The following is a 17,472-nucleotide window of genomic DNA, read 5'->3' as shown; positions in this document are numbered from 1 at the left end:
ATTTGTCGAGTCTTTAATTAAGAACGGTCTAAAAGCAACATCAATCAAAACTCATCAATCATGTTCAAAAACTATCTAAAAATCGCTTGGCGAAATCTGACCAAGAACAAATTGCAAACAGGTATAAACTTGCTTGGGCTTACTGTGGGTATAGCAAGTTGCCTCTGTATTTTAGTATATGTACTGGCCCAAATGGGTTATGACACCCATTATACTGATGCAGATTCAATTTATCGCGTTCAAACTAAAATAAAGCATTTAAGCGGCAATAGCCCAGAGACCAATACTCCAGCTGCCAGCCCTCCTATCGCCTTTGCCTTAAAAGAGGATTTTCCAGAAGTTGAAGAAGTTTGCCGCATTGTTTATATGGAACAATTCGAATCACCTATTCGGTTGTCCGAGTCTACCGAAAGCCATTATGCCAAAAGAGGTTATGTTGCAGATTCTACTTTCTTCAAAGTATTTGATTACCCATTGTTAGAAGGTTCGGCAAGTACTGCTTTAGATTCGCCAAATTCTATCGTGCTTTCTTCTACTTTGGCGAAAAAACTCTTCGGAAGCCAAAATGCACTGAATAAAAGCGTAGTTATTGGCGCTGGTGAGCAGGCTAGTGATAAAACGGTTACGGCGGTTTTTAAAGATGATTTTGGTAAGACCCATCTCAACCCCAATTATCTTATTAGTATGAACACCCCAGGTGTTGGTCAATTTGTGATGAACAATCAGAACTATGCCACCCAAAACTTTGTTTACAGCTATGTGAAACTGACTGCCGGCACAAGTGCTGTCGGTTTGGAAAAAAATTTCCTGAATTTTTACAGAGACGGGGCGCCAAAGATTTAAAGCAAACGGGGTTCGAAAAGACCTTGTTTTTAAAACCTATAACGGATATACACTTATATTCCAAAGGAATAGCTCCACAACTGGATAAGGTTTCAGAAATCGGTTTTTTGTATACCCTACTTATTCTGGCGGGCATTATATTGGCAGTCGCTTGTATAAATTTCATCAATTTGCGAACAGCTTTTGCCAATAAAAGAGCTAAGGAAATAGGAGTTAGAAAAGTGGTCGGCGCTAACAAAAGCTCGCTTATCTATCAATTTTTGGGAGAGTCCCTGTTACTAACCTTTTTTGCCACGCTTATCAGTATTCCCTTGGGCATAGTGTTGCTTCCTTTTATCAATGAACTTGGACAAAGCGATTTGGGCATTTTCGATATTTTCAACACTAAGATTATAGTATTGTTATTTGCATTGTCATTAATTACCGGACTTTTGGCAGGAGTCTACCCGGCATTGATACTTTCGGCCATTAAACCTATTAATGCATTAAAAGGAGGGCTTGCACAAGTGGCATCCGGAGGAGCAGGATTCAGAAGGGCTTTGGTCATTTTTCAATTTATCGTATCCACCTCTCTAATTGTGGCCGTAATCATTATAGTTCAACAAGTGCGTTTTGGGCAAAACAAAGATTTGGGCTACCAGCAAGAAAATCTACTGGCCATACGCTTGGGTACCTATGAAACTTTTAGCCGATTTGATGCTATTAAAGATCAGTTTGCTTCGGTTTCGGGGGTGAAAGATATTGCTGGGGCCAACAGCTATCCTTCACAGCGGATTTTTGGAGATTTCGGAGGACATTTACCAGGTGAAGATCCTACCAAGCTGACACTGATACATTACAGTGGAATGAGTCCCGGATATATGAATACAGTAGGTATGAAGCTGATTGCAGGCAGGGATTTTAGACCCAATGACAGTACACAGACCATAGTGAACAAAGTGGTATTGCAGTCACTTGGTATTCCTATGGAAGAGGCACTTTCATCAAAAGTCGCGAGCACCTATGAGGGTGAAACTGAATTGTTCGATATTATTGGGGTTGTTGATGACTATCACTTTGCCCCGTTAACTGAAAGCATTGCCCCGATCGCACTTTTTAATGAGGACAGTCCGGGCTGGATCGTTATGCGAACCGAAACAACCGACTTCAAAACCTTATTAGCCAATCTAGAAGCAAAATGGAACGGCTTCACAACAGAAACTCCTTTTGAATACACTTTTGTTGACCAGCAAGTGGAAAAATTATTTCAGGAAGAACAGCGCCTTGGCACAATTTCAATCGTGTTTACCATATTGGCCATTCTTATTAGTTGTTTGGGCCTTTTCGGATTGGTTTCCTATGTGGCGGAGCAAAAGAAAAAAGAAATAGGCATACGAAAAGTATTGGGTGCAAGTATTAGTTCTGTTTTACGATTATTGACCAAAGATTTCATAAAACTGGTGTTGATAGCTTTCATAGTCGCTTTTCCCTTGGCGTATTATTTTATGAATAGATGGTTGGAAAGTTTTACGTATAAAATTGATATACAGTGGTGGGTGTTTGCATTGGCAGGCATTTGTGCTCTGACAATTACGCTATTGACGGTAGGTTTTCAATCGTTTAAATCAGCAATGGCAAATCCTGTAAAAAGTTTACGCACAGAGTGAAACTTTTTGACATTTGTCGAGTCTTTATATAAGAATGGTTTAAAAGTAACATCAATCAAAATCATCAATCATGTTTAAAAACTATCTGAAAATCGCCTGGCGAAACCTGAAGAAGAACAAGGGTTATTCAGCTATCAATATCGGCGGCCTTGCTCTCGGTATGGCCGTAACCCTTCTTATCGGATTATGGGTCGTAGACGAATTGTCGCATAACAGTTACTTCGAAAACCAGGAAAAGATTGCGCAGGTCTATCAATCACAGACCTTTAATGGAAATACGGGCACAGGTCCCGCAATTCCTAGACCTTTGGAAAAAGCGCTGCGCGATGGGTATGGTGATAATTTCGAACATTTGGTCATGTCATCGTGGACTAGTGATCTTTATCTGAAATACAATGAAACCAATCTTTCCCGAACGGGCAATTATATGCAAAGGGAAGCCCCGGAACTTTTGGAGCTACAAATTCTTAAGGGAGAAAAAGACGGCCTTAGGGAGGTCAATTCCATTATGCTTTCTGAATCAACCGCTGAAGCATTATTTGGTATGCAAGACCCTATCGGAAAAGTCGTCAAGGTCAGTAACCAGTATGATTTGATGGTTACCTCGGTTTATAAAGATATCCCCGTCAACAATACCTTTAACGATACGAAATATATTATTCCCTGGGACCAATATCTTGCTTCAAGGGAATGGGTCAAGAATGCCGAAGACCAATGGGGCAACAACTCGTTTCAAATGTTCGTGAAACTTGAGGCCAATGCGAGTATGGAAAAAGTCAGCCAAACCATTCGAAATGTCAAAAAAGACTTGAATGAAGATACAGCAGAGTTCAACCCGCAAATTTTTCTTTTTCCCATGGAAGAATGGTATTTACATGGCAATTTTGAAAATGGTAAACAGGTGGGCGGAAGAATAAAATATGTCTGGCTCTTCGGAATCATCGGGGCTTTCGTATTGCTTTTGGCCTGTATCAACTTTATGAACCTGAGTACGGCAAGATCTGAAAAACGCGCTAAGGAGGTTGGTATCAGAAAGTCGATCGGTTCCCAAAGAAGGCAATTGATCAATCAATTTTTGAGTGAATCTTTCTTAGTGGTTGCCTTTGCTTTTATCCTAGCGGTTTTGATTGTGTTACTGTCCTTGAACGGATTTAACGAACTATCTAGAAAGGAGATTTCCTTCCCTTGGGGCAGCGGGGTTTTTTGGTTGATTTCGTTGGCTTTCATTCTGTTCACGGCCCTAGTGGCGGGTAGTTATCCTGCCCTATATCTATCCTCGTTTAGACCCGTTGATGTTTTAAAAGGAACCTTCAAAGCAGGTAAGTATGCCGGCCTGCCCAGAAAAATATTGGTGGTGCTTCAATTTACGGTATCCGTGGCCTTTATCATCGGTACCGTAATCGTGATGCAGCAGATCAACCACGCGAAGAACAGACCGGTCGGGTATGACAAAGAGGGCTTGATACAAGTGCCTACGTTCAGTCAAGATTTCAATGGTAAGTACGATTTGATGAGAAGTGAGTTCATTGGATCTGGCGCAGTGGTTGAAATGTCATCTTCCAGTAGTCCTACTACACGAATCTGGTCCAATAGAGGTGGGTATACCTGGGAAGGAAAACCTGAAGGTTTTCAAGAAGATTTAGCGTGGACGGAGGTTTCTCCCGAATATGCGAAGTCACTGGATTTGAAAATCGTTGAGGGAAGGGATTTTTCGAGGGATTTCGCCTCCGACTCTTTAGCCATTCTCATCAACGAGACAGCGAAGGCATATCTGGGCATGGAAAACCCCATTGGAAAATTTTTGAAAGATGACGATGAAGAAGATCCCAACCCGCCGTTAAAGATTATTGGTGTTGTGGAAGACATGATTGCACAATCGCCTTATGAGCCTGTAAAACAGGGGCTGTATGTTTTTGATAGATTTGATAACTCTAGTTACTACAATCTTAGATTGAACCCGAATCAAAGTGCAAGTCAAAACGTCGCAATTGTTGAAAGGGTTTTTAAGGAACATTTTCCTGATATACCATTTGAATATGATTTTGTGGACAGTGAGTACGGTGAAAAATTCGCGGCCGAGGAGCGCATCGGAACCTTGTCAGGAATTTTCACGGCATTGGCCATCTTGATCAGTTGCCTTGGCCTTTTTGGGTTGACTTCTTTTGTAGCCGAACAACGCACCAAAGAAATCGGGGTCAGAAAAGTTTTAGGGGCGTCCGTTTTCAACGTGTGGAATATGCTCTCCAAAGACTTTTTGAAGCTGGTCGTTATTTCATGTTTTATAGCCATTCCTATTTCATACTACGTTATGAATGGTTGGCTACAAGACTACCCCTATCGGGTCATTTTGGAGTGGTGGATTTTTGTTCTGGCCGTTGTCGGTGCACTGGCAATAACTTTGTTGACCGTCAGCTTTCAAGCAATCAAGGCTGCCAACGCGAATCCTGTGAATAGTTTACGAACGGAATAGCGTTCTCTTTTATTCACCCCTACCAAATACGGGGGTTTGAGTTTCTTATGCAAGACCCTTTTAAGGATTGCTTGGACTATGTAAATATATTGTACAAATTCTGTCCAAATATTTTACACTTAGGCATGTCTTTTTCTTCTAATTTGATTCTAAATAATTGAATTTCAGCACAATGTGAACATGGCATGAAAATCGATTCCCTTTCTATGAGGCCGTTTAACGAACTAGCCAGGAATCATTGAAAAACGAGAACCATGTTAAAAAACTATCTAAAAATCGCATTACGAAGCATGGCTCGCCATAGGTTGTTTACGGCCATAAATGTTGTTGGTCTGGCCGTCAGTATTTCGGTAGGCTTGTTGATGATTACTTTTATTTCCGACTTATTGTCTTATGATAATTTTCATGAGAGCAAAGACAGAATTTATCGAGTAACTACATCGAACCAAGATGCCAATGGTTTTGTAATGAACCTTGCTTCCACTTCGGTAAAAGCAGGTTACGAAATTAGGGAATCGGTTCCGGGAGTGGATGACGTGACCATAATACGAAGAGGGTTCGGAGGTGATGCGGAAATCGGGAATAGTAAAATACCCATGGAAGCATTATGGGCGGACAATTCATTTTTGAACGTCTTTACATTTCCCTTAACGCAAGGTAACTCCAAGACTGCTTTACAAGAACCCTTTTCAATAGTGTTGACCGAGAAAACTTCCGAAAAACTATTTGGAGATTCAAATGCGCTTGGGGAAACAATCAAATTCGACAGTCTCACCTATAAAGTAACGGGCATAATGAAGGACATTCCCAAACTATCGCATCTCGATTTCGGGGCGTTAGTTTCCTTTTCTACCGTTGAGCTCCAAAAACCCACCCATGATGGCGATTTTATGGGCTGGGGTACGTTTTACGACAATTATACGTATTTGCTACTTCCGGAGGAACATAATATTTCATCAGTGCAGACAAGTATCGATGAACTCAGTAAATCACAGAATATTGGCCTTACGGGCCAAAAAATAGATTTGTCCCTTCAGCCATTGAATGAAATCTCGATAGGCAGCTCACAAGTCAATGAAATAGGCCCTAGTCTAGACCCTATTGCTATTTGGGTACTTGTAACTTTGACCTGCATCGTTCTATTGTCGGCATGTTTTAATTATACGAATCTATCCATTGCCAGAGCTCTGAAACGTGCAAAGGAAGTTGGAATTCGAAAAGTGGTAGGTGCTGGTAAAAGGCAAGTAATACTTCAGTTCGTAACCGAATCGGTGGTCATATCGTTGATATCGCTGGGGTTCGCGTTGTTATTATTTTTGTTTTTAAGGGAAGAGTTTGTAGGCATCCACGAATATATAAATCGCCTTGTGGTTCTTGACCTATCATTTGTTACCATTTTATGGTTTATTGCGCTTGCTATTTTTATCGGTATTATCGCCGGTATATTTCCAGCACTGTTTTTTTCACGAATTCAGGCACTTCAGGTCTTAAAGGGCATTACTTCGCTAAAGCTATTTCATCGCGTGAGCCTACGCAAATCTTTAATAGTTGTTCAGTATGTGTTTTCACTCATTTTTATAACCACAACGATTATTGGTTATACACAATATAAAAGTTTTATCGCGTACGATCTAGGTTTTTCCACAGAGAACATCTTGAACATAAGGTTGCAAGGCAATAAAGCCGACCTGTTGGTAGAAGAACTTTCTAAAATACCAGCAGTAAAAGAAATTTCGCAATCACGTATCGTTACCAGCCTTGGCAATATAAATGGAACTCAACTAAAATACAAGGATCAAAATGACTCCATAAGCGTACAACAAAACGTTGTAGATGCCAACTATTTACCCTTGCACGGACACGTATTTCTTGCAGGAGAAAATTTTAGAAACAAAAATATTGACACACAGGAAAATGAGGTAATCGTAAACGAAAAGTTGTTAAAGCAATATAATATAGGAAATGGTGATGTCAACAAAGCAATAGATGAAATGGTAACTATTGATGGAAAGAAGTTAACTATAATCGGGGTGTTAAAGGATTTTCATTACGAACGGCCAGAACAAGCTATTCAACCATTGGTCGTGCGCTATTCAACAAATCCGGATAATTATATCAATGCAAAAATCAGTACTACGGATTGGCCTGGCACTTTCACCAGCATCGAGAAAATCTGGAAAGAACTCGACAATAATGTTCATGAATTGGATGCAAAATTCTATGATGACCAGATTGAACAGGCCTATAGCGGGTTTTCGATGATAATCAAGGTAATCGGCTTCCTATCGTTCTTGGCTATCTGTATCTCATCCTTAGGATTGTTCGGGATGGTAGTTTTTACGACCGAAACAAAGCTTCGGGAAATCAGTATTCGCAAAGTACTTGGTGCAGGCGAAGGAAATCTTGTCTATCAATTGAGCAAAAATTTCTTGGCTTTATTGGTTTTGTCCGCCTGTATTGCCCTCCCGGCGACCTACTTGCTTTTCGACAAGGTTGTTCTGAACAATTTCGTGTACCATGAAGGTATTGGTATATCTGAGTTATTGGCAGGTTTTTTAGGAGTCTTGCTAATTTCCTTTCTTATGATTGGATCTCAAACATTTAAGGCGGCACGTACAGATCCTGCTAAAATCTTGAGAACTGAATGAAAATAATCATCAAAAAACGAGAATCATGTTCAAAAATCATCTAAAAATCGCTTGGCGAAGCCTTAAAAAACAACCCTTCTTTACCTTCCTCAATACCTTCGGGCTTGCTGTAGGTATGGCAGGAGGTTTGCTCATTTCATTGTATATCTACGATGAATTCAATTTTGACACCATGTTCGCTGATGCTGACAGAATTCATCGCATAAATGTGGATATCAAGTTTGGTGGCAATGAGAGTAAATCGGCACAACTATCGGCGCCCATGGCTGCGACTATGGAAAAGGATTTTGCCCAAATAGAGACCACCACTCGATTTCGGGATCTGGGGAGTACACTTATTAGAAAAAGTGGAACGGAGGCAAATATAAAAGAACCTCAGGTTACCTTCGTCGATTCTACGTTCTTAGACATGTTCGGTCTAGAACTCTTGGTGGGAGATATAAAGACCGCTCTAAAAGAACCGAACACTTTGGTAATGACCCGAACGGCCGCCGAAAAACATTTTGGAATAAAAAAGGCGCTGGGCCAACAACTGTTGTTGAACAATACCGATACCTATACCGTAACGGGAGTGATGGAAGATATGCCCAAGAGTTCCTTTCTTAGGAATCATAGCGTATTTCTAGCAATGGCAGGTGATGAAGAGGCACAGAATGACGAATGGACGAGCCATAATTTCTTTACGTTCATTAAACTTATTCCCAGTGCCGATATTGCCGATTTTCAAGCTCCCCTACAATCCATGTTGGGAACTTATATTATTCCCTACGCCCAGCGTTTTTTACCCGGCATTACGGAAGAACAATTGAGAGCCTCAGGTAATTATCTGAACTACAGTACGATTCCGTTAAAAGACATCCACCTCTATTCTAATAAAGATTATGAGTTAAGTGCAAACAGCAGCATTCAAAACGTGTATATTCTTTCGTTCATCGGGTTGTTCCTGATTTTGTTGGCAAGCGTCAATTTTATGAACCTGTCGACCGCCCATTCCCTGAAAAGGGCAAAAGAGGTGGGAATAAGAAAAACATTAGGCTCCAATAAATCAGGATTGATACGGCAGTTTTTAACGGAGTCGGGTTTGATTTCCCTCATTTCATTGGGGTTTGCAATAGTTCTGGCGACGATTGCCACACCTTATTTCAATGATCTTTCGGGAAAAGCCATTTCCATACCGTTTACGAATCCGTTTTTCTGGGCAGTATTATTCGTGGCTGCAGCGGTTCTAAGTGTCTTATCGGGTTCTTATCCAGCTTTTTTTATGTCCCGATTTGTGCCCGTAAAAGTGCTCAAGGGAGGTGTTGGTAGTAGTGCAGGCGGGGGTAACATAAGAAACTTTTTGGTTGTTTTTCAATTCGCTATTTCCGTGTTCTTAATTGTTAGCACGCTAGTGGTCTATCAACAATTGAGTTTCATACAGAACAAAGAATTGGGTTTTGGCAAAGATCAAGTTGTACTCATTGAGGACGTATTTACCATGGGGGATCAGGTAGCTTCTTTTAAAGGACAAGTGGAACAATTGGGTCAGGTGAAAAATGTATCGCTAAGCAGTTTTCTGCCCACGCCTTCATCAAGAAGCAATACATCTTTTTTTCAGGAAGGAGAAGCGAGCCAAGAAAATTCCATCAACATGCAAATATGGAACGTAGACCATGATTATATATCCACTTTAGATATGGAAATGGTTGCCGGTCGCTTTTTTGACAGACAATTTGGCGCTGATTCCACGGCGATAGTTTTAAACGAATCGGCTGTTACTGTCTATGGTTTGCAGCCCGAAGAAATATTAGGGAAGCGACTTACCCGCAACTTTGGAGAACAAGACCCCTTGTATTATAAGATTATCGGGGTTGTCAAAAATTTTCATTTTGAATCTCTCCGAGAAGACATAGGGGCGTTGAGTATTACCTTGGGGAATTCTACGGGTTTAATGGCGGTAAGATTGGAAGCAGGAGATTTTTCGAATGCAATCGCCGACATCGAAGGGGTATGGAACAAAATGGCACCCGGACAACCTTTCAGTTATAATTTTATGGAAGATTCGTTCAACACTACCTATGAGGCCGAACAGCGATTGGGTAAAATATTTATGGTATTTACCTTGCTGTCCATATTGATTGCCTGCCTCGGTCTTTTCGGTCTAGCAGCTTTCAATGCCCAAAAACGTACCAAGGAAATCGGGGTTAGAAAAGTACTGGGCGCAAGTGTAGGCCAAATATCATATCGACTTACGATCGACTTTTTAAAACTAGTGGGCATCGCCATACTCATTTCGTTGCCCATTGGTTGGTTTGTCATGAATAAATGGCTCGAAGACTTCTCATTCCGTATTGAAATTGGATGGGGCGTATTTGCCTTAGCGACCTTTTTGGCCGTAGTGGTAGCCGTTGTTACCGTAAGCTACCAAAGTATTAAGGCTGCTATCGTAAACCCCGTAAAAAGTTTGCGTACCGAATAAAACTTCTCTCCTAATAAGGAGGGACTGAGGAAGGTGTAAGCATAAAAATATCATCATCAAAAAACGAGAACCATGTTCAAAAACTATCTGAAAATCGCTTGGCGGAATCTAGTAAAAAGTAAAGTATATTCTGCAATCAATATCGGTGGGCTGGCCCTGGGCATTGCCGCATGTGTGCTGATATTGCAGTATGTGGCCTTCGAATTTAGTTATGAAGATTTTCACACCGATAAAGAACAAATATATCGCGTAAAGCAAGATCGTTATAACAACGGAGTGTTAACTACCGAATGGGCTGCGGGGGCTTTTGCCGTTGGCAACAAGTTCAAAGAAGCCATACCTGAAATAGAGGACTATGTCAAAGTCTTTTCGACCGGCGATGTAGTAATTGATAAAGGAGAAGAAACCTTAAAAATTGACGAGGTATATTATTCGAGCACTTCTTTTTTCAATATCTTTTCTTATCCACTACTATCAGGAGACAAAACCACAGTTTTTCAAGAGCCTAATACCGCCGCAATTTCTGAGACCACGGCGCGTAAAATATATGGTTCGACCGATGTCATTGGGAAATCCATAAAATTTAATGCCAACTCAGAATATCGTATAACAGGTGTATTTAAAGACATGCCGATCAACACTCAATTAAAGCCCAATATTCTTTTATCATATATTACTTTTCGGGAACGGATTCTCGCTGAAAATAATCAAGACCCTGAAGCCGATTCTGATACTTGGTGGTTTTCAGATGGATGTCTTACCTATTTAAAACTTAAGCAAGGTGTAGATCCAACCAAAGTTGAATCTAAATTTATACCCGTGGTCGAGGAGTTGGCCGGAGAGGAATTTAAAAGTTCTAACAGTGCTGCGGTTTACACATTACAACCACTTTCTGATATACATTTATATTCGAATTATATGTTCGAGCCAAGTCCCAATGGAGATGGCAAAACGGTTTATCTGTTATTGGGTATTGCCTTTTTTATTGTCGTAATCGCTTGGGTCAATTATATCAATCTTGCAACCGCAAGGGCCATTGGTAGAGCAAAGGAAGTCGGCATTAGAAAAACGGTGGGTTCGCAACGCAAACAACTTATCTTTCAATTTTTTGTTGAATCGTTTTTATTCAATGGCTTGGCATTAGTGCTTGCCTTAGGTCTTACGGCGGTTTCTATTCCGTTTTTCAATGAAATCTCCGGGCAAGAACTATCAGCTGGCTTTCTCTTGAATAGTAATTTTTGGATTGGGTTGATTTCACTCTTTGCCATTGGAGTTGTGCTTTCGGGATCTTATCCAGCGTTTGTACTGTCGAGATTTAAACCTGTTGAAGTACTCAAAGGGAAAATGGTCAGTACTCAGCAAGGGGCCCTTTTGCGAAAATCCTTGGTTATCTTTCAATTTGCGGCCTCCCTATTTTTATTGATAGGTACATTGACCGTTTATCAGCAGATACAGTTTATGCGGAAACAATCCCTTGGGCTCAATATCGATAAGACATTGGTAGTGGTACCTCCCGTTGTAGCAGATTCGACCTATTTGAGTCAAATGACCTCGTTCAAAGCAAGCCTGTTGCAATACCCGGCAATAAAGAGCGTTGCGGCGGCGACCACTGTTCCAGGACAACCTGTAAGCTGGAATGCAGGGGGTATCAAACTGGTTTCAGAAGATGAAACAGCAGGAAAACAGTATCGTGTTATTGGAGTAGATTATGACTATGTAGACCAATTCGGTTTAAATATGATTGCCGGACGGGCATTTTCAGAAGAGTTCGGCACTGATCCTGAAGCCGTGATTTTTAACCGGGCAGGAATCACACAATTAGGGTTCAATAATCCGGAGGAGGCAATTGGCAAACAGATTGATTTTTGGGGAAATCAATATACGGTCATTGGGGTATCGGAAAACTTCAACCAAGAATCTCTTCGCTTGCCTTATGAACCCTTGGTTCTTCGATTGATACCTGATGTTCGGGGATATTTCACCATAAGACAAAGTTCAGAAGATGTAGCACAAACGATAGCCCAAGTACAGCAAGAGTGGGACAAGTTTTTTCCAGGCAACACCTACGAATACTTTTTTCTTGATGATCATTTCAATGACCAGTATCAAGCCGACCAGAGGTTCGGAAAGGTATTCGGTCTCTTTACTGGCTTAGCCATTTTGGTGGCTTGCTTAGGATTGTTCGGCTTGGCTTCTTTTACCACTTTACAACGTACTAGAGAAATAGGAATTCGGAAGGTGTTAGGAGCATCGGTACCGGGAATATTAAAATTGTTGTATAAGGAGTTTGCCGTGCTATTGGTGTTGGCATTTTTAATCTCGATTCCCATTGCATGGTTTGCAATACACAATTGGTTGCAAGGCTATGCCTTTCGAATCGATGTGCATTGGGCTTTTTTCGTACTCCCATTTTTGGCTATTGTATTAATCGCTCTGCTAACGGTAAGTTTTCAATCCGTTAAGTCGGCGTTGGCCAACCCTGTAAAAAGTTTGCGTACCGAATGAAATAGAAAAATCATCAACTTGTGCTGAGCATAGCCGAAGCATCAAAAAACGAGAATCATGTTCAAAAACTATCTAAAAATCGCTTGGCGCAATATTCTAAAGAACAAGGGAATATTTTTGATAAACATTGTTGGACTTGCACTGGGCATTGCCTCTTGTTTGATTATCATGCTTTTTGTAGTCGATGAACTTAGCTATGATCGCTATAACGAAAAAGCTGACGAGATTGTCAATGTGGTTTTTAGGGCAAAGATCAATGGGGAAGAAATAAAGGAAGGTGCGGTAATGGCACCCGTAGGGCGTACTTTAAAACAAGAATTCCCTGAAGTGCTTGACGCGACCCGCATCCGAAATATCGGAACGCCCAAGATTATTGTTGAGAATCAGTCTTTTGGTGAAGACCGCTTTGCCTTTGTAGACGCCAACTTTTTTAATGTCTTCACGCTTCCGATTATTGATGGTGATTCCAGATCGCCACTTCAAGAGCCGAATACCGCGGTAATTACAAAAACCCAAGCTGAAAAACTATTTGGTGCTGTGAATCCGATAGGGAAATTGTTTTACCTAGATAATGAAGAACAACCTTTCAGAGTTACCGGGATCATAAACGAAGTCCCCAAAAATTCACATTTCCATTTTGACATTTTTGCGTCCATAGAGGGACTTGAAGAGGCTAAAAGCGATTCTTGGTTCAAGGGTGATTTCTTTACCTATCTACTTTTGAAAAAGGGATATGATTTTAAAAGCCTAGAAGCTAAGCTACCCTACATCTTGGAGAAATATATGGGATCCAAAATGCAGGAAGAAATGGGCGTGCCCTTTGAAGAGTTTACCAAGGAAAATCAATTGGGGTTTCGAATTTTCCCGCTTACCGATATTCATTTATATTCCGATAATTCTTCCTACAGCCAATTGGAGCAAGGGGGAGACATTAAGTATGTCTATATTTTCAGCGCGGTCGCGCTTTTTATGTTATTGATTGCCTGTATTAATTTCATGAACCTTTCTACGGCAACGGCGGCCAAAAGGGCCAAGGAAGTCGGTATAAGAAAGGTTTTGGGATCCAACAAAAAACAGCTACGTTATCAGTTTTTGTCCGAATCATTTATTGCCACTTGTTTGGCGATGTTGCTGGCGGCAATTTTAGTTGTGGTATCACTTCCATTCTATAATGAGCTTTCGGGCAAAGAATTGCAAATCGATTATTTGTTACGACCTTCGGTGTTGTTGGCGTTGCTGTTGCTTACTTTTCTGATCAGCCTTTTGGCGGGCGGATATCCGGCTTTCTTTTTATCATCCTTCAAGCCCATAAGCGCCTTGAAAAATAAATTTTTGGGAGGCAATACAAATAAAGGGGTTCGTAGTGGCTTGGTGGTATTTCAATTTGTGATTTCCGCAGGGTTGATATTAGCGACCTTGATCGTCAACCAGCAGATGCAGTATATCCAAAATAAGGATATCGGCTATGAAAGAGATCAATTGCTTGTAATTCGAGAGGCATATCTACTAGGCAGCGACCAAGAGGTTTTTAAAAATGAATTGCTTAAAAACCCCAAAGTGGAATCTATTTCGCAATCGGCTTTCGCCCCTGCCGGTTTTTCCGATAATAATCAGACAATGATTTCTAAAGATGGTCAATTCGTTAGAAGAATGCCCGTGTATAACATCGACGAGAATTACATACCGACTATGGGCATGCAGTTGGTTGCTGGAAGGAATTTTTCAAAAGAGTTCGGTGCCGATTCCACAAATGTGATTATCAACGAAACGGCTGTAAGAGTATTAGGCCTTGGTGAAAACCCCTTGGGTAAAGTGATAACTGAAAGTGGAGGTACGAGAACGGTGATAGGGGTAATCAAAGACTTTCACTTCAAATCGTTACATCAACCGATAGATCCTTTGTTTATGATGTACGCTCCTTATGGTGGACTCATCATAAAAGCAAAATCGGCCGATATGTCTGGACTAATTGCAGATGCTAATACACTATGGAACGGTTTCAATACCATGGAAGCTTTTAGTTACACATTGCTAGATGAGTCATATCGTCAGACCTATGTAACCGAACAAAAAATGGGGGCATTGTTAAACATTTTTGCCCTGCTCACCATTTTGGTGGCATGTCTAGGGCTTTTTGGCTTGGTTACTTTTACCGCCGAACAACGTTTTAAGGAAATCGGTATCCGAAAGGTTTTGGGATCATCTGTACCTGAGATCATGGCCATGCTTTCCAAGGATTTTTTAAAACTGGTATTCATATCCTTCTTTATTGCCTTTCCATTAGGTTATTATTTAATGGACAAATGGCTTCAGGATTTTGCATATCGCATCGATATGCAGTGGTGGATATTTGTCTTAGCCGCCGTGGTCACCTTAGTGATTGCTTTTGGAACCATAGGTTGGAAGAGTTTTAGGGCGGCGACCATGAACCCGGTAAAGGCGCTGAGGGATGAGTAGTAAAAATCAATCAAAAATCATGTTTAATAATCATCTAAAAATAGCTTGGAGAAGTATCAAAAAAGAAAAGCTTTTTACTTTTATTAAAATTGGAGGTTTTGCAGTAGGTATTGCCGCTTGCTTGTTGATTGCCCTGTTTATTTGGGACGAACTAAGCTACGATAAGCAGTATGCCAAAAGTGACCGTATCTATAGGGTTGTACTGCAGGCTGAAATAGATGGGGAGATCAAAAAAGCACACATTTCCCATTGCCCTTTGCAGAAACTATGGAGGCAGATTATCCCGAAGTAAAAAAGGCCGGTAAGATATACGGTTCGGCACTTTCCTCAGGGGGCAAAAGGGCGTTCCGTCTTACCGGAGAGACTCAAAATAATTTTGAAGAGGGGTTCCTATATGGAGACCAAAAATTGTTCGAAATTTTGGAAATTAACTTGGAGCAAGGAAACTCCGAAGAAGCTCTTACCCGACCGGGGAGTATTGTTATCTCAGAATCTAGGTCCGCGAAATATTTTCCCAACGGGAATGCTCTGGGAGAAACTTTGGTATTGGACGATAATCCCTCTAGACCTTATACGGTTACAGGGGTAATGACCGATTTCCCGGATAATTCCCATTTGGATTTCGACTTTTTGTTGCCCATTGAGGACACCAATATGAGCTGGACATCCCAGAACTATTTTACCTATGTCCTGCTCGACGAAAGAAGCGACATTGACGAATTACAGAAAAAAATGGCTTCCATAATAGAAAATTATGTTATCCCCGCCCAAATACAAAGGGGCCGTGATGCTGCTTTTATAGATGTCCTAAAAACAATAGAATACAGATTACAGCCTATTGGTGATATCCATTTGAAATCCGATATTGAAATGGCCGATGGATTGGAGCATGGTGATATTCGATTTGTATGGCTTTTTGCTGCAATTGCCGGATTTATTTTGTTATTGGCGGGTATCAATTTTATCAACCTGTCCACGGCAAAATCTGCGAACCGCGCAAAAGAGGTAGGACTGCGTAAAACGGTCGGGGCGTTCAAGAGCAATCTAGTTGCCCAGTTTTTGACCGAGTCGGTACTGTACAGCCTTATCTCCTTTGTACTCGGAGCAATATTGGCTTGGGGGTTACTCCCGACATTCAATTCCATTGCGGCAAAAACGATTGCAATGCCATGGACGTCTTGGTGGTTCCTGCCCATTCTGCTGGTTTCGGGCTTGATTATCGGGGTTATAGCAGGATTATACCCAGCATTTTATCTTTCGGCTTTTAGACCAGTGAATGTTTTAAAAGGAAGCATTGGTAAAGGTGCTAAGAGTGGTAGGCTAAGAAGTGGGTTGGTGGTTTTTCAGTTCTCCACATCTGTAGTTTTGATTATCGGCACACTGATTATCTACAAACAGATGGACTTTATTCTAAAAAAAGAATTGGGGTATGATAAAGAACAAGTAGTAATATTGGAGGGTACAAATGTCTTGGGAAACAAAGCCGAAAGCTTTAAGAATCAATTAGTAGAACTCCCCCAAGTACAACAGGTTTCCTTGGGGGATTATCTGCCCATTAAAGGTTCCAAGCGCAATCAAACAACATTTAAAAAAGTGAGCGAAGGAAGTGAAAATCCTGGTGTTTTGAGCCAAACTTGGCGTGTAGACTATGACTATGTCAAAACCTTGGGAATAAAAGTAAAGGAAGGCAGGGACTTCTCCAAACAGTTTGCTTCCGACTCGATCAACTCCATTATCATCAACCAAAAAATGGCACATGACCTAAATCTTGAAAAACCTTTGGGAAAACAGCTCGATAATAACAACCAACATTGGACAATAGTAGGCGTTGTCGAAAACTTTCATTTTGCATCGTTGAAAGAAGATATTAGCCCTGTAGCTTTGACCATAGGTAACGATTTAGGAACTGTTGCGGTAAAAATAAGTTCGGGAAATGTAAATGAAGCTCTGGCGTCCATCACTTCTATCTGGAATCGTAATGTATCCAACCAAGCTATAAGCTATAGTTTTTTGGATCAAAGATTTGTACAAATGCATGAAGATGTACAGCGCATGGGTAAAATATTCAACAGCTTTGCGTTATTCGCCATTCTTGTAGCCTGCTTGGGCCTATTTGCTTTATCTGCTTTTATGGTCGAACAGCGCAAAAAAGAGATCAGCATCCGTATTGTTTTAGGTGCACCTTTCCGAAGCATTTACAAACTTCTGACCCTGGATTTTATGAAGCTGATATTTGTTTCAATTGCTATTTCCGTTCCGATTGGCTGGTGTCTAATGAATCGTTGGCTGGAGGATTTTGCTTATCGAATCGACATTGGATGGGAAGTGTTCTTAGGGGCTGGGGGAATTGCCCTGTTCATTGCATTGTTAACTATCAGTTATCGGTCTATCGGTGCTGCATTGATGCAACCCCTAAAAAGTTTACGAACTGAATAAAATATAATC

Annotated in this window: 9 protein-coding genes; all 9 read left to right on the top strand. The window is 40.9% G+C overall.

From position 1 onward, the window contains the following. Window positions 1-60: 60 nt before the first annotated feature. Complete coding sequence (locus tag N8A86_RS06180; protein WP_273568257.1) at window positions 61-843, top strand: ABC transporter permease; 783 nt, start codon at window positions 61-63, stop codon at window positions 841-843. A 107-nt stretch (window positions 844-950) separates the two neighbouring features. Then, window positions 951-2,489: an FtsX-like permease family protein gene (locus tag N8A86_RS06175; RefSeq protein ID WP_273568256.1), complete on the top strand. Its 1,539-nt coding sequence runs from the start codon at window positions 951-953 to the stop codon at window positions 2,487-2,489. Between the two features lie 70 nt (window positions 2,490-2,559). Next, on the top strand, window positions 2,560-4,959 hold the full coding sequence (locus N8A86_RS06170) for an ABC transporter permease (RefSeq protein WP_273568255.1): 2,400 nt from the start codon (window positions 2,560-2,562) through the stop codon (window positions 4,957-4,959). 254 nt (window positions 4,960-5,213) lie between these two features. Further along, entirely contained in the window at window positions 5,214-7,607 is a 2,394-nt protein-coding gene (locus N8A86_RS06165; protein WP_273568254.1) for an ABC transporter permease, read from the top strand. Between the two features lie 25 nt (window positions 7,608-7,632). Further along, window positions 7,633-10,065 carry an ABC transporter permease gene (locus tag N8A86_RS06160; RefSeq protein ID WP_273568253.1) on the top strand — a complete coding sequence of 811 codons (2,433 nt, stop codon included), beginning with the start codon at window positions 7,633-7,635 and terminating at the stop codon, window positions 10,063-10,065. 72 nt (window positions 10,066-10,137) lie between these two features. Further along, entirely contained in the window at window positions 10,138-12,570 is a 2,433-nt protein-coding gene (locus N8A86_RS06155; protein ID WP_273568252.1) for an ABC transporter permease, read from the top strand. Window positions 12,571-12,627: 57 nt separating this feature from the next. Continuing rightward, window positions 12,628-15,027, top strand: coding sequence for an ABC transporter permease (locus N8A86_RS06150; RefSeq protein ID WP_273568251.1), 2,400 nt, complete (start codon window positions 12,628-12,630; stop codon window positions 15,025-15,027). 19 nt (window positions 15,028-15,046) lie between these two features. Then, entirely contained in the window at window positions 15,047-15,319 is a 273-nt protein-coding gene (locus N8A86_RS06145) for an ABC transporter permease (RefSeq protein WP_273568250.1), read from the top strand. Further along, entirely contained in the window at window positions 15,295-17,463 is a 2,169-nt protein-coding gene (locus tag N8A86_RS06140; protein WP_273568249.1) for an ABC transporter permease, read from the top strand. The genes N8A86_RS06145 and N8A86_RS06140 overlap by 25 nt, the downstream gene beginning before the upstream one ends. The last annotated feature ends 9 nt before the right edge of the window (window positions 17,464-17,472 follow it).

This window comes from Maribacter halichondriae, from assembly GCF_027474825.1.
Lineage (GTDB): Bacteria > Bacteroidota > Bacteroidia > Flavobacteriales > Flavobacteriaceae > Meishania > Meishania halichondriae.
Note: the sequence above shows the minus strand (reverse complement) of the source record. Positions and strands in the feature narration are given on the sequence as shown.